Genomic DNA, 25,042 nt, shown 5'->3' with positions numbered 1-25,042 from the left:
ATCCCGCGGGGCGGGCCCGAGCCCCCGCGGGCCCCCCCCCCCCTACGGCCGTCTCCGCCGCCGCGACGGCAAGGGCCCCCGCGCCGTCCCCCGTTCCCGCCGTTACAGTCCGGATATGAGCAAGCCCCGTTCCCTCGCACTGCCGCCCCGTACCCGTGCCCGTCGTCTGGTCACCGCGCGTGGTGACTTCGCCGTCCTGGACACGGCGGCGGCGGGCGGGCGGCGGGGGACGGTGCTGCTGCTGCCGGGGTACACGGGCAGCAAGGAGGACTTCCTGGCGCTGCTCGGACCGCTGGGCGAGGCCGGGTACCGGGCCGTGGCGGTGGACGGGCGGGGCCAGCACGAATCGCCGGGGCCCCGGGGCCGGAGGGCGTACCGGCGCAGGGCGCTGGCGCTGGACGCGGTGGCGCAGGCGGCGGCGCTCGGCGACGGGCCGGTCCACCTGGTCGGCCATTCGTTCGGGGGCCTGGTGGCCCGGGCCGCGGCGGCGCTGGCCCCGCGCGCCTTCCGCTCCCTGACCCTGCTCTCCTCGGGCCCCGGCCCGGTCGCCCGGCCGCAACGGGTCCGGGTGCGGGTGCTGCGCGGCGCCCTGGCGCTGCTCCCGAAGGAGCGGGTGTGGCAGGCGATGTGCCGGCTGGACAGCCGCGGCGAGGAGCCGGGCGCGGCGGACCCGCCGGAGCTCACGGAGTTCCTGCGGCGGCGCTGGATGCGGACCCGGATCGCCCAACTCGCCGGGGCCGGACGGCTTCTGCTGGACGGTCAGGACGGTACGGCGGAGCTGGCCGGGCTGCGGATGCCGCTGCACATCGCGTACGGGGCGGACGAGGCGGTCTGGTCCCCGGCCGATCTGTCGGCGGCGGCGGCCCGGACCGGCGCGCACCACACGGTGGTGGCGGGCGCGGGCCACTCCCCCAACGTGTCGCACCCCCGGGAGCTGGCCGACCGCCTCGTCGGCTTCTGGGAGCGCGCGGACGCCCCCGCGGGTGGCGGCGCCGCCACCGAGGTCAGTACTGCGCCTTGAGGTGCTGCCAGAAGCCGTCGCGCAGGGAGCGCCGGAGTGAGGCGTGCCCGCGCAGGGAGCGGCTGAGCAGGCGTTCCGCCTCGACGAGCAGGTCCTGGTCGACCGGCCCGGGCAGGTAGGGGGCGCTCGGCAGGAGCTCGGCGAGCGCGTCCCGGCCGCGTTCGCCGAGCCAGGCCGCGGCGATCTGGGCGCCGACGAACCGGACCTCCTCGCGGGAGGGCGGCGGCTCGCCCTCGTTCTCGTAGGTGGTGACGGGTCGGCGGGTGACGTACGGGCGGCAGAAGTCCAGCTCGAAGGTGCGCTGGCTGTCGACCTCCCAGAGGAGCGCCTCGGCCTGGTTGCGTCCCTCGGCGGCCTCGATGCCCCAGAGGTGGACGCGGGCGCCGTAGCCCTGGGCGGCCTCGACGGCCGAGACGAGGTCCTCGTCGCCGCCGACGAGGGCGGCGTCGCTGATGGCGCGGTGGCGGGCGAGGGACTCCAGGTCCGTGCGGATGAGGGAGTCGACGCCCTTCTGCTGGTTGTTGGCGTTGAGGTTGCCGAGGCGGACCTTGACGTCGGGCAGCTCGGCGATGGCCTGCTGCTCGGGGGTGTGGATGCGGCGTCTGGCCCCGTCGTACCAGTAGACGCGGAGCAGTCTGCTGTCCGCGAAGATCGTGCGGGCCTTGTCGATGAGGGCCTCGATGAGGCCCTCCGCGTCGAGGTCGAAGGAGCGCCGGTCCTCGGTGCCCGCGACTAGCAACCCGGCCGCAGCATGGACGTAACCCGCGTCGACGAAGATGGCGTGGGTGGAAGGGGTTTTGGCCACCTCGGCCAGCATCCGCTGGAGGAGCTCGTTGGTGCGCTCCAGACGCGCGTCGAAGGCGCGCAGGCGGGCGTCGGTCTCGGTCACCTGAGTGGTCTCTGCGTCGTTCATACGGGGCTCATTGTCCGCCCGTGACGGCGTGGCCGCCACACCCCCCTACCCGTCAGTAGTTAGGCATCCGAAAATTTTCTTTAGCGTAAGGAATGTTTGCAGGGTGCACCTCGTTGTACCCCTGTGTAACGCAGTTCTCCATCAGGAGGATCAACTCAGACGAAGGGAGAAGCCTGTGCGCTTCGAAATCCTGCGACTCGACGACATCGACGGCACGCCCGTCGACCGGACCGTCGTGGACGCCGCCTCCGTCAACCGGATCGTGCAGCAGGCCGCCTCGATCGGCCAGCGCATCTGGATCCGCCCCGCCGAGACCACGGCCTCGTAACAGGTCGGGTCCACCCCACGCACCGCGCCCCCGCACGGACTTCGCAAGAGCGGAATCCGTACGGGGGCGCAGTGGTGTCCGGGGCTGCCCCGGGCGGCGGCTCAGGCGTTCTGGATCACCTGGGTGATGCCGTTGATGATCTGCTGCACGGCGATGGCGGAGAGCATCATGCCGGCGAGCCGGGTGACCAGGACGACGCCGCCGTCCTTGATGACCCGGATGATGACCAGCGAGTACCGCATGGTCACCCAGAGCACGACGTGCATGGCGGCGATCGCGGCCCAGACGGAGACCTGCGAGGCGACGCTGTCGGCGTTCTGCACGGCGAGGATGACCGAGACGATCGCGCCGGGCCCGGCGAGCAGCGGCATGCCGAGCGGCACGAGGGCGACGTTCACGTCCTTGGTCTGCTTCGGCTCGTCCGTCTTGCCGGTGAGCAGGTCGAGCGCGATGAGCAGCAGCAGAAGACCGCCCGCGATCATCAGCGCGGGGACGGAGACGTGCAGGTAGTCCAGGATCTGCTGGCCCAGCAGACCGAAGACGGTGATGACGCCGAAGGCCACCGCGACGGCCTGCCAGGCCATCCGGCGCTGCACCTTGGCCGGGCGGCCGGAGGTGAGGGCGAGGAAGATCGGGGTGATCCCGGGGGGATCCATGATGACGAAGAGGGTCAGGAACAGCGAGCCGAAGACGGCGGCGTCGAACACGGTGGGGTGCCTTGCGGGAGAGGTCGAACAGTGGGGTGTGATCCCTGACCCCGGGGCGGAATGCATGATTCCGGAGGCGAGGCAGGGAGGATGCCACCCCGCGCACGGCGCGGAACCGTACGGGGGCGGACCAGGAAGACGAAGGCGCCACGACGGGCAGGGGCGGACCACGGCCCCGTGCCGGCGCACCGGACACGGAACAGGGACCGGCCGACCGGCCGGGGAAGGTTCCCGGACGGGACCGGAAGCGGCCCGGAAGGGTTCCGGACCACGCGAGCCCGGGGACAGGGTCCCGGCACGCGGAAACCCTCCGGGATCACTCCCGGAGGCCGGTGCCGGGGCGCCCGACGCGCCCTAGGCGGCGGGTCCCCCCGCGCCGGGGACCGGGAAGGCCCCCGCGGCACGGCGGGTGATCTCGCCGTAGATCTCGGGGTCGGTGGTGTACTCGCCGAGGCGGCAGGTCTTGCGGCTGCCGTGGTAGTCGCTGGAGCCCGTGGCCAGCAGCCCGAGCTCCTTCGCGAGCCCGCGCAGCCGCGCCCGCGTCGCCTCGTCGTGGTCCATGTGGTCGACCTCGATGCCGTCGAGTCCGGCCTCGGCGAGCCGGGCTATCGACGCCTCGGGCAGCACCTGGCCGCGCTTGACGGCGAGCGGGTGCGCGAAGACGGTGACCCCGCCGGCCGCCTTGACCAGACGGATCGCGTCGACCGGGTCCAGCTCGTGCTTCCCGACGTACGCCCGGCCTCCGTCGGCGAGCCAGTCGGGCGTGAACGCCCCCGACACGTCGGGGACGACGCCGAGTTCGACGAGTGCCTCGGCGACGTGCGGGCGGCCCACGGAGCCGTCGCCGGCGATCCGGGCGACCTGCTCCCAGGTGACGGGGACGCCGAGCTCCTGGAGCTTGTCGACCATGGCGCGGGCGCGCGGCACCCGGTCGTCCCGGACGAGCTCGCGCTCGGCCAGGAGCGCCGGCTCCGTCGGGTCGAAGAGGTACGCCAGCATGTGCAGGCTGATCCCGTCGATCCGGCACGACAGCTCGGCGCCGGTGACGAGGGTCAGCCCCTCGGGCAGCGCCTCGATGGCCTCGGCGTGGCCGCGGGTGGTGTCGTGGTCCGTCAGCGCGACGACGTCGAGTCCGGCCGCGGCCGCGTTCCGTACGAGTTCCGCCGGCGAGTCCGTACCGTCGGAGGCCGTGGAGTGGGTGTGCAGATCGATGCGCACGACGCGGTACTCCGGGGGCTCGGCACGGACGAGGGACGCTCCAGCATAACGGGCGAATCGAACACGCCCGTACGGAACGTCACCGGTCGTTCCGGCCGGCCGGGCGCCGGCCTTCCCGGGTCCTGCACGGGCAGGACCTAACCGAGGAGCCGGGGGGTGAGGGCGCCGCAGGGCAGGAGCTCGACCTCGGCACCGGCGTCGCGCAGGTCGGTCAGGACCAGTTCGTCGTACATGAGGAGGCCGGACTGCTCGGGCCAGACGATCGCCCACAGCCAGAGGCCGCGCGCCTCGCCCGCGAAGACCGCGCGGTCCTGCGGGGCGCCGTTGACATGCCAGAGCGGGGTGGGCCGGCCCGCGGCGAGCACCTTGGTCTGCGGCGGCTTGTCGATGGCCATGCCGGGGCCGGGGTCGGGGCCGTCGATCCCGGCGTACCGGGCACCGAGGCCGACACCGAGTTCCTCGGCGACCAGGAGCAGTTCGCCGATCCCGCCGAGCGGTCCCGGCCCGGAGCACGCGACGGCCGTCGCGCGGCCGCCGCTGCGATCGTCGCCCGCGTACGCGACCCCGGTGAAGAGCCAGCCGACGGGCAGGGGCCACGGCATCCACACGGGAACGTGCGAGCGGTGCACCACGACACCGAGCGCCTCGACGCTGGGCGGGATCACGGGCTGGAGCGGGTGCACCGAGCCGTGCACGTCACACTGCCAGGAGTCGGCGAAGAGACCGGGCGCCCTGACCCGGCCACCGCACTTCGGACAACTGGGTTCGCCCCTCATAGGGCTCAACGGTCCTAGCTCTTCCGCCCCGCGTCAAGGACGTCCACGGACGATCACCCGTCCGGCCCGAGACGATCACCCTGGGTGGGTGGTCGCCTTGTCCGGACGGTTTCGGGCCTCGGATGACCACGGGGTCGGCGCGGGGTTCCGCGCTCCCGCGAGCGCCCCGGTCGCGGCCTTCCGGGCCGGCGGGGCTGGGGTCGGCGGGGCGGCGGGGCGGGGCGGCCTGGCGGGCCCTCAGTCCAGGTTCACGGACCGGCGCAGGGGATCGCGCAGGTCCGTCCCCCGGGCCAGCCAGCGCTCCTCCAGGGCCTGCGCCCCGTGAACCCGCTTCCACGCGGCCTCGTTGGAGGTCATCGGGAGGAGCGGGAGGAAGCGGACGGGGTCCATCGGCTCGTCGAGCTCCAGGTCCTCCACCAGACCGCCGGACTCGGCGACGAGGACCGAGCTGAAGGAGGCGCCGGGCCAGAGGGGGTCGCCGACGTCGAGCGAGGCGCCGGGGGCCACGACCACGCCCTCGACCTGCGGGGTGGCGGCGAGGACCGCGAGCGGGCGCAGCACCTTGTCGGTGTCGGCGAGCCCGGCCCGCACGGTGAGGACGAGCTCCGCGCGCGGACCCTTCACCGGGTCGGCGAGCGCGGAGGTCGGATCGGCCATCGGCTGCGCGGACATCCCGAGGGTCGCGTACCGCACGAGGTCGCCGTCGACGAAGCGCAGCACCTCGATCCGGTCCGTGCCGAGGAAGGTCACCGCGGCCCGCGCGTCCGGTTCGCCGAGCGCCGTCCGCAGCCGGGCCTCGACCAGTGCAAGAACTTGTGCCATGCGGGGAGCATAGATCGCGTATGGAACGGGCAAAGTAAGGGATTGACCCTCTGTCGGCTGATAGTGTTGGCCACTGGTCGGGATTCCCGACTGCTCGTCACACGTCATCCCCGACAGGGGACCGGCCGGAGGAGGTGGGACTGCGATGGACCGAAGTCGATCGGGTAGTACCAGCCGCTCTTCCGCCGCTTCGCACCCCCGCCCGGTGCGCTCCCTCCGGTGACGTCCGGGTCCGGCACGGACCCGCCTCTCCGGCATCTCGCTCGACGGAAGAGCAATTCGCCCTTTCCCAGTCTGTAGCGACCGCCGTCTCCGCGCCCCTCCGGTGCCGCCCGCTTTGTGGACGACGTACCTCCCCGTCCCCATTCCGGGCTGTGCCACGCTTCGCGCCGACGGCCGATCCGTGAAGGAGCACGCCCATGTCGATGATCCGTGACCTGACCGCCGCCGTCCGCCCGAGCCTGCGGCACAGCCTGCGCAAGACCCCCACCACGTACACCTCGTACGACCCCACCCGCGACCACTCGGCCTCCAGCGCCGTCGTGGACTGCGCCGTCTACCGCGACGGGCGCCGGATCGACGACCGCGAGTGCCTCACCCCGCGCGGCGCGATGCGCCAGGTGCGGGAGAGCGGCGGCTTCGCGTGGATCGGCCTCCACGAGCCGACCGAGGCCGAATTCGCCGGTATCGCGGCCGAGTTCGGACTGCACCCGCTCGCCGTCGAGGACGCCGTCCACGCCCACCAGCGGCCCAAGCTGGAGCGGTACGACGACACCCTGTTCACCGTCTTCAAGACCATCCACTACGTGGAGCACGCCGAACTCACCGCGACCAGCGAGGTCGTCGAGACCGGCGAAGTCATGTGCTTCACCGGCCCCGACTTCGTGATCACCGTCCGGCACGGCGGCCAGGGCTCCCTGCGCAACCTCCGCCACCGCCTCCAGGGCGAGCCGGAACTCCTCGCCAAGGGCCCCTCGGCCGTGCTGCACGCCATCGCCGACCATGTCGTCGACGGCTACATCGCGGTCGCCGACGCCGTCGAGCTGGACATCGACCAGCTGGAGATCGACGTCTTCTCGCCCGCCGCGAAGGGCTCCACCCGCGGCACCGACACCGGCCGGATCTACCAGCTCAAGCGCGAGGTACTGGAGTTCAAGCGGGCCGTCACCCCGCTCCTGCGCCCGATGCAGCTGCTCAGCGAGCGGCCGATGCGGCTGGTCGACCCCGACATCCAGAAGTACTTCCGGGACGTCGCCGACCACCTCGCCCGCGTCCAGGAGCAGGTCGTCGGCTTCGACGAGCTCCTCAACTCGATCCTCCAGGCCAACCTGGCGCAGGCGACCGTCGCGCAGAACGAGGACATGCGCAAGATCACCTCGTGGGCGGCGATCGTCGCCGTCCCCACGGCGGTCTGCGGCGTCTACGGCATGAACTTCGACCACATGCCCGAGCTGCACTGGCGGTACGGCTACCCGATGGTGCTCACCGGCATCATCGCGGTCTGCTTCACCATCCACCGCACCCTCAAGCGCAACGGCTGGCTGTAGATAGGCTTCGGCCATGACCGACACGCTGCCCACCGGCGCCCTCGTCGAGGAGGCCACCAAGAAGTCCGGCCTCGTCTGGGTGCGCGGCACCGGCCCCGCCCGCGCCCTCTGGCACGTCTGGCACGACGGCGCCGCGCACGTCGTCGGCGACGGCCCCGGCGAGCAGCCGCTCCCCGGCCTGACCGACGGCGGTACGGCCGAGGTGACCGTCCGCAGCAAGGACAAGGGCGGCCGGCTCGTCGCCTGGACCGCCGCCGTCCGCGAACTCGCCCCCGGTACGGAGGAGTGGGACGCGGCGGTCGCCGAACTGAAGGGCAAGCGGCTCAACGCCCCCGACGGCGAGGCCATGCCGGAGCGCTGGGCGCGCGAGTGCCGGGTACTGCGCCTCGACCCCCGCTCCTCGACCACCGAGCTGCCGGACGGCTCCCTGGCCGCCGTCCCGCTGCCGACGGAGGCGATCACCCGCCGCCCGGTGCCGGCCGCGCTGCCGAGGCTGCTCCTCGGCCGCAAGAAGAAGCGCTAGCCGCCCTTGGGGGCCCTTGGGGCCTACGTCCGGGGCAGCTGCTTGCCGTAGTCGAGGGTCTCTTCCCTGGACGGCGCGGTGAGGGGGAAGTCCCGGTCCCACTCGGAGAGCACCACGATGCCCGCTCCCCCGCCGCGCGCGAACTGCAGGGGGTACGGGAAGCCTTCGAGGGCCACGTCGAGGGTGCCGCCCTCGCCGTCGGCGCCGCCCTTGACCTTGACCGTGCGGACCCCGCCGATCTGGTCGCGGTCGCCCTTGACGGGCTCGCCGTGCAGACCGATCAGCCCGTCGAGGAGCAGGCCCATGTCGGTGAAGCCGCGCAGCTGCTTGTACGAGGGGTCGCCCTGCGGGACCTTCACGTACATGTCGTCGAGCTTGTCGGCGGCCTCGGTGTCGGCCTCCGTGGGCGTGTGCGTCGCCTTGTCGTCGTGGGCCCAGAAGCCCGCGTCGGCCTTCATATAGAGCGCGTCGCCGACGCGCAGCAGCTCGAAGGTGCTGTTCTTCGTCGTCACCGAGCCGGTGGCGCCGTCCTGCTTGAGGCGCATGTTCAGCTTGAACGTGCCGCCCTTGCTGACCAGCGTGCCGGACAGCCGTACCGCCTTCGCCGCGTCCGCGGCGGTCTGCGCCTTCTGCTCGATCTCGGGCGCGGAGAGCTTGCCGACCCCGTTCGTCCCCTCGTCCGGATCGGCGGCGCAGGCCGTGAGTCCCACGGCCAGTCCGGCGCAGAGCGCCAGGGGCGTGACAGCCCTGCGGATACGCGATGACGGGGTGCGGACGGTCATCTGCGCTGCCTCTCGTTTCGTGGGGGGTGACGGGCGCCGGCCCGTACGGGGGTGCCGGAACGGCGGCCGCGTTCCCGGCCGGGCGGAACAGCCGGGTCCGGTGCGGGGGCCGCCGGGGGAAACGGCAGTCCGCAGCGTACCCGGGCCGGGTGACGGGCCCCGCAGGCAGCCGTACGGAGGCGCTGCCAGGGCGGGGCGGAACGCCACCGGCTAGCCTGAACCCGGCAAAGCTCTGCAATCATCGGCAAGCTCTGCGAGGACTCGAATCGTGCGGCACCGAGGAGGCGCGTGGCATGGCGGCAGGCGCCCCCCGGATCTTCGTCTCCCACCTGGCCGGCGTGCCGGTCTTCGACCCCGTCGGCGACCAGGTCGGCCGGGTCAGCGACCTGGTGGCCATGCTCCGCGTCGGCCGCCGGCCGCCCCGGCTGCTCGGCATGGTCGTGGAGGTGCTGAGCCGCCGCCGGGTCTTCGTCCCGATGACCCGGATCACGGGCGTCCAGTCCGGCCAGGTCATCACCACCGGCGTGGTCAACATGCGCCGCTTCGAGCAGCGCCCCACCGAACGGCTGGTCCTCGGCGAGCTCCTCGACCGGCGTGTCCGGCTCGTGGAGAACGACGAGGAGGTCACCGTCCTCGACGTCGCCATCCAGCAGCTGCCCGCCCGCCGCGACTGGGAGATCGACAAGGTCTTCGTCCGGCGCGGCAAGGGCGGGGCGCTGCGCCGCAAGGGCGAGACGCTGACCGTGGAGTGGTCGGCCGTCACCGGCTTCTCCCTGGAGGAGGAGGGGCAGGGCGCCGAGAGCCTCGTCGCCACCTTCGAGAAGCTGCGCCCCGCCGACCTGGCCAACGCGCTGCACCACCTCTCCCCCAAGCGGCGTGCGGAGGTGGCGGCGGCCCTCGACGACGACCGGCTCGCCGACGTCCTCGAAGAGCTGCCGGAGGACGACCAGGTCGAGATCCTCGGCAAGCTGAAGGAGGAGCGCGCGGCCGACGTCCTGGAGGCGATGGACCCGGACGACGCGGCCGACCTGCTGTCGGAGCTGCCGGAGGAGGACCAGGAGCGGCTGCTCACCCTGATGCAGCCGGACGACGCGGCCGATGTGCGCCGCCTCCTGGCGTACGAGGAGCGCACGGCGGGCGGTCTGATGACCACCGAGCCGATCGTGCTGCGTCCGGACGCCACCGTGGCGGACGCGCTGGCCCGGGTGCGGCAGCAGGACCTGTCCCCGGCGCTCGCCGCTCAGGTGTACGTGTGCCGGCCGCCGGACGAGACGCCGACCGGCAAGTACCTGGGCACGGTGCACTTCCAGCGGCTGCTGCGCGACCCGCCGTTCACGCTGGTGAGCTCGCTCGTGGACAGCGATCTGCCGCCGCTGGGCCCGGACACCCCGCTGCCCGCCGTCACCAGCTATCTCGCCGCGTACAACATGGTGGCGGCGCCGGTGGTGGACGAGGGCGGCTCGCTGCTGGGCGCGGTCACCGTCGACGACGTGCTCGACCACCTGTTGCCGGAGGACTGGCGGGAGACCGAGTTCCACGATGAGGGGGCCCCGCATGGCGGCTGAGCGGACGCAGGACCGGGAGCGGGAACGCGAGCGGCCGTCCGCCCGCATCCGGCTGGACCTGCCGCGCGAGCGGCGGGCCCGGCTGCTGCCGGAGTACGACCCGGAGGCGTTCGGACGGCTCTCGGAGCGGATCGCCCGGTTCCTGGGGACGGGGCGGTTCCTGGTCTGGATGACCCTGACGGTCGTCGTCTGGATCGGGTGGAACATCTTCGCCCCAGCGCCGCTGAGGTTCGACGAGTACCCGTTCATCTTCCTGACGCTCGCGCTGTCCCTCCAGGCGTCGTACGCGGCGCCGCTGATCCTGCTCGCCCAGAACCGGCAGGACGACCGGGACCGGGTCAATCTCGAACAGGACCGGAAGCAGAACGAGCGGTCGATCGCGGACACCGAGTACCTCACCCGGGAGATCGCGGCGCTGCGGATGGGGCTGGGCGAGGTCGCGACCCGGGACTGGATCCGCTCGGAGCTCCAGGACCTGATCAAGGAGCTGGAGGAGCGCCGGGATCTATTCCCGTCCGGCGACGGCCGGGGAAGTGACGTACCCGACCGTTGACAGCCCTTTCATACGCCGGTGGTCGGCGCCGTACCATCGTCGGTATGGCTATGGAAGACGCGGTGCTCGAAGCACTGGCGACGGTGAACGACCCTGAGATCAACAAGCCGATCACTGAGCTCGGCATGGTCAAGTCGGTGGAGATCGACCCGGACGGCAGGGTCGCCGTCACGGTCTACCTGACCGTCTCCGGCTGCCCGATGCGCGACACCATCACGCAGCGCGTGACCGACGCCGTCTCCCGGGTCGAAGGTGTCACCGGCGTCGACGTCTCGCTCGACGTGATGAGCGACGAGCAGCGCAAGGAGCTGGCCGCGGCGCTGCGCGGCACGGGCGCCGAGCGGGAGGTGCCGTTCGCGAAGCCCGGCTCGCTGACCCGGGTGTACGCGGTGGCGTCCGGCAAGGGCGGTGTCGGCAAGTCGTCCGTCACCGTGAACCTGGCCGCGGCGATGGCCGCCGACGGTCTGAAGGTCGGTGTCGTCGACGCCGACATCTACGGCCACAGCGTGCCGCGGATGCTGGGCGCCGACGGTCGGCCGACCCAGGTCGAGAACATGATCATGCCGCCGTCCGCGCACGGCGTGAAGGTCATCTCGATCGGCATGTTCACCCCGGGCAACGCCCCGGTCGTGTGGCGCGGCCCGATGCTGCACCGCGCGCTCCAGCAGTTCCTCGCCGACGTGTACTGGGGCGACCTGGACGTCCTGCTGCTCGACCTGCCCCCGGGCACCGGCGACATCGCGATCTCCGTCGCGCAGCTCGTGCCGAACGCGGAGATCCTCGTCGTCACCACCCCGCAGCAGGCCGCCGCCGAGGTCGCCGAGCGGGCCGGCTCGATCGCCGTCCAGACCCACCAGAAGATCGTCGGCGTCGTCGAGAACATGGCGGGCCTGCCCTGCCCGCACTGCGACGAGATGGTCGACGTCTTCGGCACCGGCGGCGGTCAGAGGGTCGCGGACGGTCTGACCCGGACCACCGGTGCGACGGTGCCGGTCCTCGGCTCGATCCCGATCGACGTCCGGCTCCGCGAGGGCGGCGACGAGGGCAAGCCGGTCGTCCTCTCCGACCCCGACTCCCCGGCGGGCGCCGCCCTGCGCGCCATCGCCGGCAAGCTCGGCGGCCGCCAGCGCGGCCTCTCGGGCATGAGCCTGGGCATCACGCCGCGCAACAAGTTCTGAGCACGGGTGTGCCCATGCGTTCCGCCGGGGCGGAACGCGTGGGCACACTCCGAGCACCGGCCCGCAGAGGCCGCGCAGCATGAAGGGGCGCCCCTTGAGGGGCGCCCCTTCACCGTTCTACGCGTACGCGTCCAGGTCCTTGATCTGCGAGAACCCGAGCCCGTACGCGCTCATCCCCCGCCCGTAGGCCCCGATGTGGACGCCGGGCGCGGAGCCGGCGAGGACCCATCCGAACTCGGACTCGCGGTAGTGGAACGGCACGGGCACGCCGTCCACCGGCAGCGACAGCGTCGACCAGGGGGGCCCGGTGAGGTCGTCGGCGAGCTCGAAGGCCGTCTCGGTCTGCTGGTCCAGCCAGTTGTCACGCGTCGCGTGGTCGAGCGAGGCGGGCCAGGTGTGGACGAGCAGTCCGGAGCCGGCCAGCCAGGCGGCGGACGACACCGTGGTGGCGTCGAGGACGCCGGTGCCGTCGCCGGTGCGCCGCACCGGGTTCGCCGCGACCGTCACGACGACGGCGAAGCGCTCCTTCTCCACGCCGCTCGCGTCCGACTTTATGGACGGCGTGTCGCCGTGGCCGGTCGACCCGTGCTGCACGCTGCCGTCCGCCGCCGTGCCGACCTGCATCAGCCAGCGGGGCCCGGTGAACGCCTCGTCGAGGCCGTACCAGGCGAAGGGCGCGCGCAGGTAGCCCTCGGCGGTCCGCCGGGCCGTGGGCACGCTCTCCGCCCGACTCGTGGTCTCCATCTCGGCAGCCTCCTCGTTCCGTCAACAGAGGGAGGATAGCCACCAGGGCGCGTCGGGTCGGTGACAGCCCGTCGTCAGGTCGCGTCGGAGTCGTACGGAGGACGCTCGCCGGTGTCCGGCTTGTCCTGCTTCTTCAGCAGGTCCGGAGTGCCGTTGACCGGGGAGCCGTTGACGGCGGCGGGCGCGCTCGCGCGGCCGTGGACCGCGTCGGCGACCTCGTTCATCTCCTTCTTGAGGTCGAAGCTGCCGCGCAGCTCCTTGAGCTCCCGGAGGTCGTCGTTCTGCTCCATCTGCTTGCGGAGGAACGTCTTGGGGTTGAGGTCCTCGAACTCGAAGTCCTTGAACTCCGGGCCCAGCTCGCTGCGGATGTCCTCCTTCGCGCTGTCCGAGAAGTCACGTACCTTCCGGATGAAACGCGAGACGTCCTGGATCATCTTCGGGAGCTTGTCCGGCCCGAAGACGAGCACGGCGAGCACCACAAGAGCCACCAGCTCGAGTGCGCCTATGTCGCTGAACACCTAGTAGCTCCTTCACGCCGGTCCAGGGCCCGGTCCACGGTACCCGCCGAAACTGCCGCACGGGTACCTTGCGGCATCCATCACATGGCCCTCAGGTGCCCTGCGAAGAACCGAGGGTCAACGTCTTTGTCAGCTCTTTGCCGTTGCGGGTCAGGGTGAGTTCCAGCTTGTCGCCGGGGCGGTGGGCGCGGATCTTCACGATGAGCTCCTCGCCGTTGTGCACCCGCTGGCCGTCGACCTTGGTGATGACGTCCCCCGGCCGGAGGCCCGCCTTGGCGGCCGGGCCGTCGGGCGTGACGGACGCGGAGCCGTCCTTGCCCTTCTCGCCGACGCGGGCGCCGTCACCGTTGTACTGCATGTCGAGGCTCACGCCGATGACCGGGTGGGTCGCCTTGCCGGTGTTGATGAGCTCCTCGGCGACCCGCTTGCCCTGGTTGATCGGGATGGCGAAGCCCAGGCCGATGGAGCCGGGCTGGCCGGCGCTGCCGCCGTCGCCCTCGCCGGAGCCGCCGGCGGCGCGGATCGCGCTGTTGATGCCGATGACCCGGGCCTTGGAGTCGAGGAGCGGGCCGCCGGAGTTGCCGGGGTTGATGGGGGCGTCGGTCTGGAGCGCGTCGACGTAGCTGATGTCGCTGCCGTCGCCCTTCTCGCCGCCGGCGGTGATCGGGCGCTCCTTGGCGCTGATGATCCCGGAGGTGACGGTGTTGGAGAGGTCGAAGGGGGCGCCGATGGCGACGACGGGGTCGCCGACCCGGACGTTGTCGGAGTTGCCGAGCGGCAGCGGCTTCAGGCCGGAGACGCCGGTGACCTGGACGACGGCGAGGTCGTAGCCGGTGTCCTTGCCGACGAGCTTGGCGCGGGCGGTCTCGCCGCTGGAGAAGGTGACCGAGATGTCCTCGGAGGACGCGGCCCCGTCGACGACGTGGTTGTTGGTGAGGATGTGGCCCTTGGTGTCCAGGACGAAGCCGGTGCCCGTGCCGGAGGAGCCGCTGCCGCGGACGTGCAGGGTGACCACGCCGGGCAGGGCGCTGGCGGCGATCCCCGCGACGCTGTCGGGCGCGCGGTCGGTGTCCCCGGCCTCGGCCTGCGGCAGCTCGACGGTGGTGAGGCCGCCGTTGCGCTCGACGTACGCGCCGATCCCGCCGCCGATGACGCCGGTAATCAGGGCGAACACGAGGGCGCCCGCGACCGCGAGACCCTTCCGGGACTTCTTCGGCGGCGCCGGCTCGAACGCGAACCCGGGTCCCCCGGCCCCCCACGGGTCGTACTGCATCCACGGCGAGCCACCGGCCTGCGGCGGCACGGGCCCCTGCGGGTGCGGCTGGGGGTGCGCGTGCGGCTGGGGCTGGGGCGGCGCGGGGGGCACGGTGGCATGCTGCGGCGGTACGGGGGCGGGCGGGCGCTGCACGGGCGGCGCGGGCGGGCGCTGCACGGGCGGCGCGGGCGCCCACGGCCCGGGCTCGCCGTAGGGCGGCGTGCGGTACTCGTCGGGCGTGTGCAGCGGCTGCGGCGCGGGCTGCGCCTGGGGCGCGCCCTCCGGGGCCGCGGCCTCGGCCGGCGCGGGGGCCTGCGGGGGCGCCGGGTCGGCCGGGGCGGCGGCCGGGGGCTGTGCCGTCCCGGGCGCGGACTTCGTCATCTCGACGGCCGGCCGGGGCGCGGGCTCGGCCGCCAGGGGCTCCGACGTCAGCGGCTGAGGCTCCGTCACCCGGAACCCGGACGCCGGTGCCGTCTCCGTCAGGTCGGCCGCCGTGCCGCCGGAGGCTCCGTCACTCGCGGAGCCTGCCGGGGCGTCCGGCTCCGGCGCCACGGCCGGCTGGGGTGCGGGCAGGGGAAAGTCACCGTCGCCGTCCTCGGCCGGCGACGGCGCGGGTATCCGCGCCGCTTCCGGTGTGCTCGACGGCCGGCTCCACCAGTTCGGCTTCCCGTTGTTCATGCTCTCCCCGCAACCGCTGACCCGTACGCGCCCCTGGGTCGGGCGCCCGTGTCCCTGGATTCAACCAGGTCGCGGGTCAGCGGGGGGAGCCGAGCGGGTCGGTCGCCGGACTCGGTGCCGGGCTGGGGCCGGGGCCGAAGGCCAGCTGGAGGGCCGGGGCCGTCGGCCGTATGAACGGCGAGAGCGCGAGGAACGACTGCGTGGCCGGGTTCCGGAGCCGTACGGCCACCAGCGGCGTCGCCACGGAGCGCACCGCGTCCGGCGGCACGGCACCGGACGGGACCGTGCCCTGGGCCGCCGCCACGGGCCCGTGCGGCACGGGCGCCGGGGTCAGCGGGGTCAGGGGCTCGCCGGCCACGGACTGGGCGCCGTACCGCTCGCCGGAACGCGTGCCGCGCGAGGTGCTCGCGCCCGAGCCGCCGCCCGAGCCGCCCGCCGTGGTGGCGCGCAGCGGGGTGACCGCGGTGCCCGTGCCCTGGCCGCCGCGCGCGCTCGCGTTCACGGACGCCTCGATCGGCAGGGTGCCGCCGAGGGCGATCGCCGCGAACGAGACCGCGCTGGCCGCCGCGAAGGCGAAGCGCCGGCCCCGGCCGGAGGTGCCGGAGGAACGGTCGCCGACGTCGTGGATACGGAAACCGGTATTGGGACGCGGGGTGGCGACCGCGGCGGTGGCGAAGCCGTCGGCCTTCACGCCGCCGGTACCGAACAGCTCTTCCAGCGGTCCTCTGGGCGCGCCGGGGCCGCCCGGCGGGTCGCCGGGGCCGCCGGGGAGGCCCTGGAGCCGGGCGAGGAAGCCCGCCGAGGGCGGCGGCGGGGCCGCCGAGGCGAAGACGCTCTTCAGGTTGCGCTGGGCGTCGGCCTCCGCCTTGCAGCGGGGGCAGGTCGCGAGGTGGGCGAGGACCCGCTCGCGGGCGTCGTGACCGAGTTCGCCGTCGACGAGCGCGGCCAGCCGGTCCCCGAGGTGGTGTTCCGCGGGGGTCGGCGACGAGGGACGTGTGCCGCTCACGCTGTCCCTGCCTCCCATCCGACGGAGGCCAGGGCACGCTCCGCCCGGGCCTCGGGCGAACGGTGCTTGAGGGCCTTGCGCAGGTGGGAGCGCCCGCGGTGGATCCGGCTGCGGACGGTGCCGAGCTTCACGCCGAGGGTCGCGGCGATCTCCTCGTACGACAGTCCTTCGATGTCGCAGAGGACGACCGCGGCACGGAACTCGGGCGCGAGGGTGTCCAGCGCCTGCTGCACGTCGGCGTCGAAGTGCGTGTCGTTGAACACCTGCTGCGGCGAGGGTTCACGGCTGGGCAGCCGCTCGGCGGCGTCGTCGGCGAGCGCGTCGAAGCGAATGCGCTGCTTGCGGCGGACCATGTCGAGGAAGAGGTTGGTGGTGATGCGGTGCAGCCAGCCCTCGAAGGTGCCCGGCGTGTACGTCGACAGCGAGCGGAAGACGCGGACGAAGACCTCTTGCGTCAGATCCTCGGCGTCGTGCTGGTTGCCGGTGAGGCGGTAAGCGAGGCGGTACACCCGCCCGCTGTGCGTGCTGACGATCTCCTCCCAGGTGGGAGGGGTCCACGCCTGCGATTCCGCATCCGATGCGAAGGTCGCGGTGGTGGGAGCGGAGTCGGTGGTGCGGAAACGGTCAGCGGTGTCGGTCACGGATTTCGGCTCACCCGCCGACCTGAGAAGACGCCGAAGCACTCCTCCCCGATCCACAGGCGCAGCCGCACCTCCCCTGTCGGCTCTGGTGGTGTCCAGTGGAGCCCCTACCATAGCCACCTCGCCCGTTAGCTCCGGATAAGAATCTTTACGCGAATTTGGAACCGGCTCGCCCGGCTGCCTCCTGCCGCGTCTCTCCCCTGGTGAACGCCCGGTCCCATCAGCGGGTTCCCGCTGACAGCGGATACAGTCACCGTTGCGTCAACTACGGGGACAGGAGAGGGCCATTACCGCCAACCGGCAGACGAGCTGGTCGTTCGCCGACGCCTTCGTCGCCGAGGACGAAGCTCTGCGCTGGGCCCGGGAGCGGGCCCGGGAGGCAGGGCTGCCCTCGGTGTCCCCGGGCACCGGTGGCGCGCTGCGTCTGCTCGCGGCGACGGCGGACGCCAAGGCGGTGGCGGAGATCGGCACCGGTACGGGCGTGTCGGGCATCTACCTGCTGCTGGGGATGCGGCCGGACGGGGTCCTGACGACGGTGGACCTCCAGCCGGAGCGGCAGCAGCTCGCCAAGACGGCGTTCCGTGCGGCGGGCTTCGCCGGCAACCGGGCCCGGTTCATCCCGGGCCGTGCCCTGGACGTGCTGCCGCGCCTCGCGGACGGCGGGTACGACCTCGTCTTCTGCGACGGCGACCGGCTGGAGTACCTGGACTACCTCGCTGAATCGTTGCGCCTTCTGCGACCTGGGGGTCTGGTCTGCTTCGAGGGGGTGTTCGCGGACGGCCGCACGGTCGACTCCGCGGCCCAGCCGCCGGAGGTCCAGCGGGTCCGCGAACTGCTGCGGGCCGTCCGGGAGAGCCAGGACCTGGTGGCCTCCCTGCTGCCGGTCGGCGACGGCCTGCTCTGCGCGGTCCGACGCGGCTGACGCCTGCCCCACGTGGCCTGACGCCCCGCCCCACGTGGCCGGCCCGGTCAGGCCCCCATTGCCCCCGCCGACGCCCTCCATGCCCGCTCTCCGGGGCCCACGGGCCTTCCGGGCTCCTCCCCCGACCTCACGGCCCTCCCGGGGCCGGACGCACCGCTGCCCCGGCACGGCGGACCGTACCGGGGCAGCGCATGGGAGATCGTGGAGAGTCGGGTCAGCCGACAACCTTCTTCAGGGCATCGCCCAGCGCCTCGGCCTCACCCGGGGTCAGCTCGACGACAAGCCGACCGCCGCCTTCGAGCGGTACGCGCATGACGATGCCCCGCCCCTCCTTGGTCACCTCGAGCGGGCCGTCACCCGTCCGCGGCTTCATGGCCGCCATGCTTGTTCCCCTTCCTGAAACCAGCTCATCGTCAGCCGGGCAGCTCCTTGTGTGGAGCACGCGTCACCGGCTTCGAACACATTGCTTCCAGGTCATTATCCCGCATCACAGGACCCGATGACCAACATCGATCTGCATCGCTTGCGCAACGCGCTCTCGCAAAACCCCATATTTCGGCGACCGGCCTGCGATACTTCGCCGCTCGGCGTCGGCCGACGGGCCCTGGTTCTTTGACGCAGCTCACATGTGCGGGGCGGGTGATCTCCGCCATGCTGGGCTGGTCAACCACGCAATGAGGCGAAGGGAACCCGATGGCCGACACGGTGCTGTACGAGGTGAGCGAGGGTCTCGCCACCATCACGCTCAACCGGCCCGAGGCCATGAACGCGATGAACGTGGCGGCGAAAGTCGCCCTCCGGGACGCCGCGGAGACGGCCGCGGCGGATCAGGCCGTACGGGCGGTGCTGCTCACCGCGGCCGGCGACCGGGCGTTCTGCGTCGGCCAGGACCTGAAGGAGCACGTGGGCCTGCTCATGGCGGACCACGAGTCCGGCACGAGCCAGACCATGAACACGGTCCGCGACCACTACAACCCGATCGTCAAGGCGCTGACGGGCATGCGGAAGCCGGTCGTGGCGGCGGTGAACGGCGTGGCGGCGGGGGCCGGATTCGGCTTCGCGCTCGCGGCGGACTACCGGATCGTCGCCGAGACGGCCGCTTTCAACACCTCGTTCGCGGGTGTAGCGCTCACCGCCGACTCGGGCATGTCCTGGACGCTGCCCCGGCTGATCGGCCAGAGCCGCGCCTCCGACCTGCTGCTCTTCCCGCGTTCGATCAGCGCCCAGGAGGCGTACGAGCTCGGCATCGTGAACCGCCTGGTCCCGGCCGCCGACCTGTCCGCCGAGGCCGTGAAGGTGGCCCGCACCCTCGCGGAGGGCCCGACGGTGGCGTACGCGGCGCTGAAGGAGTCCCTGGCGTACGGCGCCGACCACTCGCTCGCCGAGGCCCTGGAGAAGGAGGACGAGCTCCAGAGCCGGGCCGGCGCCTCGGAGGACCACACCATCGCGGTCCGCGCCTTCATCGCCAAGGAGAAGCCCCGCTACCTGGGCCGCTAGGCCCTGGGCGCCGCGGTCCCGGGGCGGTCGGCTAGCGGCCGCCCCGGGCCACGCACCCGGTCACGTGGTCGTCGACCAGGCCGCACGCCTGCATCAGGGCGTAGGCCGTGGTGGGGCCGATGAAGCGCAGGCCGCGCTTCTTGAGGGCCTTGGAGAGGGCCGTGGACTCGTCCGTGACCGCCGGGACGTCGGAGACCGTGTGCGGGGCGGGGCGGGTCGCCGGGTCGGGGGCGTACGACCAGATCAGGGTGTCGAGTTCGCCCGGGTCCCAGCCGGCGAGCAGCTTCGCGTTGGCGAGGGTGGCGTCGATCTTGGCGCGGTTGCGGATGATGCCCTCGTCGGCGAGGAGCCGCTCGCGGTCCGCCTCCCCGAAACCGGCCACCGAGGCGATCTCGAAGTCCGCGAAGGCGCGCCGGAAGCCCTCACGGCGGCGCAGGATCGTGATCCAGGACAGGCCCGACTGGAACGCCTCCAGGCAGAGCCGCTCGAAGAGGGCGTCGTCGCCGTGGACGGGGCGGCCCCACTCCTCGTCGTGGTACGCCACGTAGTCCTCGGTGGACAGTCCCCAGGGGCAGCGCGGCAGCCCGTCCGGGCCGGGAACCGCCGCTCCCGCCGTCACGGGCGGTCCTCCCCGAGGTCGCCCGTGCCCGCGTCGCCCGAGGCGGCGCCGGCGAGCGCCTCCTCCAGCTCGGCGATCCGCGCGTCCCGCTCGGCGATCTCCGCTCCCAGCCGGACCAGGACGTCGTCCACGTCCGCCATCCGGTAACCGCGGGCCGCGACCGGGAGGCGGAGCGCCTCGACGTCGGCGCGGTCCACCGGGCGGGCCGCCGGAAGGGGGTCGACCAGCTGCTCGGGGGCCACCTCGGGCAGCACCTCGCTGTCGCCGCCGCCGACGACGGCCAGGGTCACCGCGGCCACGACCACGACCATCGTGATGAGCAGAAACCAGAACACCTGCGCGCCTCTCCCCGGAGTGGAAATCGTTCCGAGCCGATCGTGCCATGCGCCACCGACGGTTAGGGTCACAGGCGAACGGACGCGAGGGAGGACAAAAGGGATGCTGCGCTTGGGACGGCGTGAATTCGGGCCGCACGAGCCGGTGATCATGGCGATCGTGAACCGGACGCCCGACTCCTTCTACGACCAGGGCGCGACCTTCCGGGACGAGCCGGCGCTCGCCCGCGTCGAGCAGGCCGTGGCCGAGGGGGCGGCGATCATCGACATCGGCGGGGTCAAGGCGGGTCCCGGCGAGGAGGTGACGGCCGAGGAGGAGGCGCGGCGCACGGTGGGCTTCGTCGCCGAGGTCCGCAGGCGCCATCCCGACGTGGTGATCAGCGTGGACACCTGGCGGGCCGACGTCGGCGCGGCGGTCTGCGAGGCCGGCGCGGACGTCCTGAACGACGCGTGGGGCGGGGTGGACCCGGACCTCGCGGAGGTGGCCGCGAAGTACGGCGCGGGGCTCGTCTGCACGCACGCGGGCGGCGCGGAGCCGCGTACCCGGCCGCACCGGGTGGAGTACGACGACGTGATGGCCGACATCCTGCGCGTGACGGTCGGGCTCGCGGAGCGGGCGGCCGCGCTGGGGGTCCGCCGGGACGCGATCATGATCGACCCGGGTCACGACTTCGGGAAGAACACCCGGCACAGCCTGGAGGCGACGCGGCGGCTCGGCGAGATGGCGGAGACGGGGTGGCCGGTGCTGGTGTCCCTCTCCAACAAGGACTTCGTCGGCGAGACGCTGGACCGGCCGGTCAAGGAGCGGGTCCTGGGCACGCTGGCGACGACGGCCGTCTCGGCCTGGCTCGGTGCGCAGGTGTACCGGGTGCACGAGGTGGCGGAGACGCGGCAGGTCCTGGACATGGTGGCGTCCATCGCCGGCCACCGCCCGCCGGCCACGGCCCGCCGCGGGCTGGCGTAGGACGACGGCCGTCCGTCGCGGGCCGGCATAGGACGACGGCCACGGGCCTTCACGGGCCCGGGCGGGGCGACGGGAGGGGCGCCGGCGGGTCGGTGCCCCTCCCGTGCCGCTACTTGCCGGTCTCCTTGGTGACCAGCGCGACCGCCTCGTCCACGTCGTCCGTGACGTGGAAGAGCAGCAGGTCGCGCTCGGACGCCTTGCCGCCGGCGACGACGGAGTCGCGCAGCCAGTCGACGAGGCCCTTCCAGTACGCGGTGCCGAAGAGCACGATCGGGAACCGCGTGACCTTGCGGGTCTGGACCAGGGTCAGGGCCTCGAAGAGCTCGTCGAGGGTGCCGAGGCCGCCGGGGAGGACGACGAAGCCCTGCGCGTACTTCACGAACATCGTCTTGCGGACGAAGAAGTAGCGGAAGTTCACGCCGATGTCGACGTGCTGGTTGAGCCCCTGCTCGAAGGGGAGCTCGATGCCGAGGCCGACGGAGACGCCCTTGGCCTCCCTGGCACCCTTGTTGGCCGCCTCCATGGCGCCCGGGCCGCCGCCCGTGATGACCGCGAAGCCGGCCTCGACGAGCGCCCGGCCGATCCGCACCCCCGCCTCGTACTCGGGCGAGTCCGGCTTCGTGCGGGCCGAGCCGAAGACGCTGATCGCGCTCGGCAGTTCGGCCAGTGCGCCGAAGCCCTCGACGAACTCGGACTGGATGCGCATGACCCGCCAGGGGTCGGTGTGCACCCACTCCGAGTCGCCCTCGGTGTCGAGCAGTCGCTGGTCCGTCGTGCCCGGCTGGACCTGGTCCCTGCGCCTGAGCACCGGACCGAGACGCTGCTCCTCGGGCTTCGCCATTCCCTCGGGAATGCCCATGGCCTGCTCCCTCCGCCGATCGGCGATCAGTGGTGGATCGACCGCCGACTGATCTTCTGGTCCGGTCAGAGTAGGACGACAGAGGTGACGAAACACGAAATTACGGAAGTCAGGCAGTCAGCCAGTCGCGGAGCCGTGCCTCGCAGTGGTGGATCCGCTCGACGGGGACGTGCTCGTCCCGCTTGTGCGCGTAGATGGGATCGCCCGGCCCGTAGTTGACGGCGGGGACGCCGAGGGCGCTGAAGCGGGAGACGTCGGTCCAGCCGAACTTGGGCTGGGCGCTGCCCCCGACGGCCTTCATGAACGCCTCGGCGGCCGGGTGGGAGAGGCCGGGCAGGGCGCCGGGGCTCTCGTCGTCGACGACGAACTCGGCGATGTCGCAGCCGTCGAAGAACTCCCGGACGTAGGCGAGGGCCTCGGCCGGGGAGCGGTCGGGGGCGTACCGGTAGTTGACGGTGACGGCGCAGGCGTCGGGGATGACGTTGGTGGCGACGCCGCCCGTGATCGCCACGGCGTTGAGGCCCTCGTGGTACTCCAGGCCGTCGATGACCGGCTTGCGCGCCTCGTAGGCGGCGAGGCGGGCGAGGATCGGGGCGGCGGTGTGGATGGCGTTGGAGCCCATCCAGGAGCGCGCGGAGTGGGCGCGCTCGCCGGCGGTGTGCAGGATGACGCGCAGGGTGCCCTGGCAGCCGCCCTCGACCTGGGCGTCGGAGGGCTCCAGGAGGACGGCGAAGTCGCCTTCGAGCCAGTCCGGGTGCGCGGCGGCGATCTTGCCGAGGCCGTTGAGGTCGGCGGCGACCTCCTCGTTGTCGTAGAAGACGAACGTGAGGTCGCGGTTGGGCTCGGTGACGGTCGCGGCGATCCGCAGCTGGACGGCGACGCCGGACTTCATGTCGGAGGTGCCGCAGCCCCACAGGATGCCGTCCTCGTCGAGCCGCGAGGGCACGTTGTCGGCGATCGGCACGGTGTCGATGTGGCCGGCGAGGACGACCCGCTCGCCGCGGCCGAGGCGGGTCCGGGCGACGACGTTGTTGCCGTACCGGTCGACGGTGAGGTGCGGCAGGAGGCGCAGGGCCTGCTCGATCGCGTCCGCGAGCGGCTGCTCGGTCCCGCTGACGGACGGGAAGTCGACGAGGGCGGCGGTGAGCGCGGCCCCGTCCTGGGACAGGTCGAGGGGGCCGTCGAGCGGGGTGATGTCTGCCATGTGCCGACCCTAACGCGCCCTCCAGTACGGTGGGCCCGTGTCCGAGTCCACCCGCCCGCGCCGTCGCGGCCGCCTCGCCCGTTCCACGGCCGCCCTCGCCGTGCTCCTCGGCCTCGCCTCCTACGTGGCCGTCCACCAGATGACCGGCAGCAAGGGCGCGCCGCGGTGCAGTGTGGGCAGCGGGGAGAACCGGTACGAGTTCACTCCGGAGCAGGCGTCGAACGCGGCGACGATCTCGGCCGTGGGCACCACCCGGGGGCTGCCGGAGCGGGCGGTGACGATCGCGCTGGCGACGGCGCTGCAGGAGTCGGCGCTGCGGAACATCGAGCACGGCGACCGGGACTCGCTCGGCCTCTTCCAGCAGCGGCCCTCGCAGGGCTGGGGGACGCCGGCGCAGATCATGGACCCGGTGTACGCGTCGGGGAAGTTCTACGCGGGCCTGGAGAAGGTCCCGGGGTACTCGCGGCTGCCGCTGACGGTGGCGGCGCAGAAGGTGCAGCGGAGCGGTTTCCCGCAGGCGTACGCGAAGCACGAGCCGGACGCCACGCTGCTGTCGGCCGCGCTGACCGGCCGGTCGCCGGCCGCGCTGACCTGTACGACGGGCAGGGCGGAGGGGCCGCCGGGGGATCCGGCGGTGTTCCGCGCCGAGCTGGTGCGGGCTTTCGGCGCGAAGGCGGCGCCGAAGGCGGTGACGGGCGGTCCGTCCGCGGGCCGGTCGGCGGCGGAGCCCGTGGTGCTCGCGGTGCCGGTGCGGGCGGCGAAGGGGACGGGTTCGGCTCCGGGGGCCGGGTCGGACGAGCGGCGCGGCTGGGAGCTCGCGCAGTGGGCGGTGGCGCGGGCGGACACGCTGCGGGTCGTCGAGGTCGGGTACGGCGGCCGGGTGTGGCGCGCGGGCGAGGCCGACGGGGGCTGGTCGAAGTCCGCCGGTCCGCTGGCCGCGGGCGGGGAATCCGTCCGGGTGCGGCTCGCGCAGTAGCCGGTCATCCGTACGGCGGTTCACTCGGCCGTGGCACGGCCCGGTCCGAGGCGCGGGAAATTCGAGGCGGCTCGGCGGCGCAATTCCCGGCTGTCACTCCACCCCCTCAATCCCCTTGGTGCACAAGGGAAGTGACGGTTCGGCAGACGGCCGCGCAATGACGCGTTCGTCCGTTTTCCTCCCCACCCGACAATACGACGCATTACCAACTCTTTACCTTCGACCGCCGCAACCTCTCCCGCCCCAGGGCCGGTTGTCACTGCGTCCGAACGAACACCTCGCACCTCGTCGAAGGAGCACCATGTCCCTCCCCCTGACCCGTCGGATCGCCCGCGCCGCCCTCCTCATCGCGGCCGGAGCAGCCCCCGTGGTCGGTGCGGCCGGCTCCGCGAGCGCCCTGGACCACAGCCTCGTGCCGACCGGCGCCCTCGGCGGCGTCACCGCCCTGGACGCCGCCGGTGCGGGCAGCGCCGTCGACAGCGCCTCCCAGACCACCACGGGCGTCGTCGGCGCCGCGGGCGGCCAGGCCGTCGGCACCGCCGTCCCCGCCGCCGGCAAGGCCGTCGGCTCGGCGGGCAAGACCGCCACCCCGGCCGCCCAGAAGGTGGCCGGCGACACCGCCGGCAGCGCGGGCGAGGTCGTCGGCAAGACGGCCGGCGCCGCCGCCGAGGGCGCCGAGGCGCCGACCGGGGGCGCCCTCGGCGGCGGCCTCGGCAACCTGCCGACCGGCCAGGCGCTCGGCGCCGCGCCGCTCGGCGGCCTGCCCATCGGCTGACACCGGCACCACAGCACGGGAGGGGCCCCCGGGGCGGGCGCGCCCCCGGGGCCCCGGGGCCCCGCGGCGGCGCCGGCGGCGGTCGACTGGGTGTGCGCCCATTCCAGGACGTTGAG

At 73.0% G+C, this 25,042-nt stretch carries 27 protein-coding genes and 1 pseudogene; 12 read left to right on the top strand and 16 right to left on the bottom strand.

The annotated features are described in order from the left end of the window. The first annotated feature begins 115 nt into the window (after nucleotides 1-115). The gene (locus tag ACFVZH_RS37780) at nucleotides 116-1,021 is read left to right on the top strand and encodes an alpha/beta fold hydrolase (RefSeq protein WP_384904765.1); all 906 of its coding nucleotides are present in this window, start codon (nucleotides 116-118) and stop codon (nucleotides 1,019-1,021) included. On the opposite strand, the gene ACFVZH_RS37775 is transcribed toward ACFVZH_RS37780, so the two are convergent. Further along, nucleotides 1,005-1,934 carry an NYN domain-containing protein gene (locus ACFVZH_RS37775; RefSeq protein WP_384904764.1) on the bottom strand — a complete coding sequence of 310 codons (930 nt, stop codon included), beginning with the start codon at nucleotides 1,932-1,934 and terminating at the stop codon, nucleotides 1,005-1,007. The genes ACFVZH_RS37780 and ACFVZH_RS37775 overlap by 17 nt on opposite strands. A 175-nt stretch (nucleotides 1,935-2,109) precedes the next feature. On the opposite strand from ACFVZH_RS37775, the gene ACFVZH_RS37770 reads away from it, so the two are divergent. Then, the gene (locus tag ACFVZH_RS37770) at nucleotides 2,110-2,262 is read left to right on the top strand and encodes a hypothetical protein (RefSeq protein ID WP_128980654.1); all 153 of its coding nucleotides are present in this window, start codon (nucleotides 2,110-2,112) and stop codon (nucleotides 2,260-2,262) included. A gap of 101 nt (nucleotides 2,263-2,363) precedes the next feature. On the opposite strand, the gene ACFVZH_RS37765 is transcribed toward ACFVZH_RS37770, so the two are convergent. The 4 genes from ACFVZH_RS37765 to ACFVZH_RS37750 form a co-directional block, all read right to left on the bottom strand. Beyond that, complete coding sequence (locus ACFVZH_RS37765) at nucleotides 2,364-2,969, bottom strand: MarC family protein (protein WP_384904762.1); 606 nt, start codon at nucleotides 2,967-2,969, stop codon at nucleotides 2,364-2,366. Nucleotides 2,970-3,323: 354 nt separating this feature from the next. Further along, nucleotides 3,324-4,187, bottom strand: a complete 864-nt coding sequence (locus tag ACFVZH_RS37760; protein ID WP_384904760.1) for a PHP domain-containing protein — start codon at nucleotides 4,185-4,187, stop codon at nucleotides 3,324-3,326. Between the two features lie 137 nt (nucleotides 4,188-4,324). Then, on the bottom strand, nucleotides 4,325-4,963 hold the full coding sequence (locus ACFVZH_RS37755; protein WP_384904758.1) for a DUF6758 family protein: 639 nt from the start codon (nucleotides 4,961-4,963) through the stop codon (nucleotides 4,325-4,327). A 237-nt stretch (nucleotides 4,964-5,200) separates the two neighbouring features. Continuing rightward, nucleotides 5,201-5,785, bottom strand: a complete 585-nt coding sequence (locus tag ACFVZH_RS37750) for a suppressor of fused domain protein (RefSeq protein WP_384904756.1) — start codon at nucleotides 5,783-5,785, stop codon at nucleotides 5,201-5,203. A 419-nt stretch (nucleotides 5,786-6,204) separates the two neighbouring features. Between ACFVZH_RS37750 and ACFVZH_RS37745 the strand changes: the two genes are divergently transcribed. Together ACFVZH_RS37745 and ACFVZH_RS37740 are read left to right on the top strand one after the other, a co-directional pair. Next, nucleotides 6,205-7,332, top strand: coding sequence for a magnesium and cobalt transport protein CorA (locus tag ACFVZH_RS37745; RefSeq protein WP_384904754.1), 1,128 nt, complete (start codon nucleotides 6,205-6,207; stop codon nucleotides 7,330-7,332). A gap of 13 nt (nucleotides 7,333-7,345) precedes the next feature. After that, on the top strand, nucleotides 7,346-7,855 hold the full coding sequence (locus ACFVZH_RS37740) for a hypothetical protein (RefSeq protein ID WP_384904752.1): 510 nt from the start codon (nucleotides 7,346-7,348) through the stop codon (nucleotides 7,853-7,855). A gap of 23 nt (nucleotides 7,856-7,878) precedes the next feature. Here ACFVZH_RS37740 and ACFVZH_RS37735 read toward each other — a convergent pair whose 3' ends face one another. Next, a complete protein-coding gene (locus ACFVZH_RS37735) occupies nucleotides 7,879-8,637 on the bottom strand; it encodes a hypothetical protein (RefSeq protein ID WP_384904750.1) in 759 nt (252 codons plus the stop codon). A 293-nt stretch (nucleotides 8,638-8,930) separates the two neighbouring features. Between ACFVZH_RS37735 and ACFVZH_RS37730 the strand changes: the two genes are divergently transcribed. The 3 genes from ACFVZH_RS37730 to ACFVZH_RS37720 are packed head-to-tail and all read left to right on the top strand — an operon-like array spanning nucleotide 8,931 to nucleotide 11,933. Beyond that, nucleotides 8,931-10,202, top strand: coding sequence for a magnesium transporter MgtE N-terminal domain-containing protein (locus ACFVZH_RS37730; RefSeq protein ID WP_384904748.1), 1,272 nt, complete (start codon nucleotides 8,931-8,933; stop codon nucleotides 10,200-10,202). Further along, on the top strand, nucleotides 10,192-10,755 hold the full coding sequence (locus tag ACFVZH_RS37725; protein WP_384904746.1) for a DUF1003 domain-containing protein: 564 nt from the start codon (nucleotides 10,192-10,194) through the stop codon (nucleotides 10,753-10,755). Before ACFVZH_RS37730 ends, ACFVZH_RS37725 begins: the two co-directional genes overlap by 11 nt. Nucleotides 10,756-10,799: 44 nt before the next feature. Next, on the top strand, nucleotides 10,800-11,933 hold the full coding sequence (locus ACFVZH_RS37720) for an Mrp/NBP35 family ATP-binding protein (RefSeq protein ID WP_384904745.1): 1,134 nt from the start codon (nucleotides 10,800-10,802) through the stop codon (nucleotides 11,931-11,933). Between the two features lie 117 nt (nucleotides 11,934-12,050). On the opposite strand, the gene ACFVZH_RS37715 is transcribed toward ACFVZH_RS37720, so the two are convergent. The 5 genes from ACFVZH_RS37715 to sigE form a co-directional block, all read right to left on the bottom strand. Then, nucleotides 12,051-12,677 carry a hypothetical protein gene (locus ACFVZH_RS37715; protein ID WP_384904743.1) on the bottom strand — a complete coding sequence of 209 codons (627 nt, stop codon included), beginning with the start codon at nucleotides 12,675-12,677 and terminating at the stop codon, nucleotides 12,051-12,053. 74 nt (nucleotides 12,678-12,751) lie between these two features. Then, on the bottom strand, nucleotides 12,752-13,195 hold the full coding sequence (locus ACFVZH_RS37710) for a sec-independent translocase (RefSeq protein WP_384904741.1): 444 nt from the start codon (nucleotides 13,193-13,195) through the stop codon (nucleotides 12,752-12,754). A gap of 91 nt (nucleotides 13,196-13,286) precedes the next feature. Then, complete coding sequence (locus ACFVZH_RS37705; protein WP_384904740.1) at nucleotides 13,287-15,128, bottom strand: trypsin-like peptidase domain-containing protein; 1,842 nt, start codon at nucleotides 15,126-15,128, stop codon at nucleotides 13,287-13,289. 76 nt (nucleotides 15,129-15,204) lie between these two features. After that, nucleotides 15,205-16,134 (bottom strand): zf-HC2 domain-containing protein, encoded by a 930-nt coding sequence (locus ACFVZH_RS37700; RefSeq protein ID WP_384904738.1) that lies wholly within the window; start codon nucleotides 16,132-16,134, stop codon nucleotides 15,205-15,207. After that, nucleotides 16,131-16,889 (bottom strand): RNA polymerase sigma factor SigE, encoded by a 759-nt coding sequence (gene sigE, locus ACFVZH_RS37695; RefSeq protein WP_078623434.1) that lies wholly within the window; start codon nucleotides 16,887-16,889, stop codon nucleotides 16,131-16,133. The genes ACFVZH_RS37700 and sigE overlap by 4 nt, the downstream gene beginning before the upstream one ends. Before the next feature lie 142 nt (nucleotides 16,890-17,031). Between sigE and ACFVZH_RS37690 the strand changes: the two genes are divergently transcribed. Then, the gene (locus ACFVZH_RS37690) at nucleotides 17,032-17,697 is read left to right on the top strand and encodes an O-methyltransferase (protein ID WP_384904736.1); all 666 of its coding nucleotides are present in this window, start codon (nucleotides 17,032-17,034) and stop codon (nucleotides 17,695-17,697) included. Between the two features lie 214 nt (nucleotides 17,698-17,911). Here ACFVZH_RS37690 and ACFVZH_RS37685 read toward each other — a convergent pair whose 3' ends face one another. Next, the gene (locus tag ACFVZH_RS37685; RefSeq protein ID WP_017239934.1) at nucleotides 17,912-18,079 is read right to left on the bottom strand and encodes a DUF3117 domain-containing protein; all 168 of its coding nucleotides are present in this window, start codon (nucleotides 18,077-18,079) and stop codon (nucleotides 17,912-17,914) included. 311 nt (nucleotides 18,080-18,390) lie between these two features. On the opposite strand from ACFVZH_RS37685, the gene ACFVZH_RS37680 reads away from it, so the two are divergent. Next, a complete protein-coding gene (locus tag ACFVZH_RS37680) occupies nucleotides 18,391-19,194 on the top strand; it encodes an enoyl-CoA hydratase/isomerase family protein (protein ID WP_384904734.1) in 804 nt (267 codons plus the stop codon). A gap of 31 nt (nucleotides 19,195-19,225) precedes the next feature. Here the strand turns inward: ACFVZH_RS37680 and ACFVZH_RS37675 are convergent, their stop codons facing one another. Next, a complete protein-coding gene (locus ACFVZH_RS37675) occupies nucleotides 19,226-19,813 on the bottom strand; it encodes a DNA-3-methyladenine glycosylase I (RefSeq protein ID WP_384904732.1) in 588 nt (195 codons plus the stop codon). Next, nucleotides 19,813-20,148, bottom strand: a pseudogene (locus ACFVZH_RS37670) (hypothetical protein); the annotation flags it as partial. The gene ACFVZH_RS37675 and the pseudogene ACFVZH_RS37670, both read right to left, overlap by 1 nt. A gap of 103 nt (nucleotides 20,149-20,251) precedes the next feature. Here ACFVZH_RS37670 and folP point away from each other — a divergent pair. Next, the gene (folP, locus tag ACFVZH_RS37665) at nucleotides 20,252-21,112 is read left to right on the top strand and encodes a dihydropteroate synthase (protein ID WP_384904730.1); all 861 of its coding nucleotides are present in this window, start codon (nucleotides 20,252-20,254) and stop codon (nucleotides 21,110-21,112) included. A gap of 109 nt (nucleotides 21,113-21,221) precedes the next feature. Here folP and ACFVZH_RS37660 read toward each other — a convergent pair whose 3' ends face one another. Next, the gene (locus tag ACFVZH_RS37660; protein ID WP_376490290.1) at nucleotides 21,222-21,971 is read right to left on the bottom strand and encodes a TIGR00730 family Rossman fold protein; all 750 of its coding nucleotides are present in this window, start codon (nucleotides 21,969-21,971) and stop codon (nucleotides 21,222-21,224) included. 109 nt (nucleotides 21,972-22,080) lie between these two features. Beyond that, nucleotides 22,081-23,175 carry a succinyl-diaminopimelate desuccinylase gene (gene dapE / locus ACFVZH_RS37655; protein ID WP_384904728.1) on the bottom strand — a complete coding sequence of 365 codons (1,095 nt, stop codon included), beginning with the start codon at nucleotides 23,173-23,175 and terminating at the stop codon, nucleotides 22,081-22,083. 37 nt (nucleotides 23,176-23,212) lie between these two features. Between dapE and ACFVZH_RS37650 the strand changes: the two genes are divergently transcribed. Together ACFVZH_RS37650 and ACFVZH_RS37645 are read left to right on the top strand one after the other, a co-directional pair. Continuing rightward, entirely contained in the window at nucleotides 23,213-24,151 is a 939-nt protein-coding gene (locus ACFVZH_RS37650; protein WP_384904726.1) for a hypothetical protein, read from the top strand. Between the two features lie 301 nt (nucleotides 24,152-24,452). Continuing rightward, nucleotides 24,453-24,926: an ATP-binding protein gene (locus ACFVZH_RS37645; protein WP_384904724.1), complete on the top strand. Its 474-nt coding sequence runs from the start codon at nucleotides 24,453-24,455 to the stop codon at nucleotides 24,924-24,926. The last annotated feature ends 116 nt before the right edge of the window (nucleotides 24,927-25,042 follow it).

This window comes from Streptomyces sp. NPDC059534, assembly GCF_042743475.1.
Taxonomy (GTDB): Bacteria; Actinomycetota; Actinomycetes; order Streptomycetales; family Streptomycetaceae; genus Streptomyces.
This window is presented reverse-complemented; position numbering and strand designations above follow the sequence as displayed.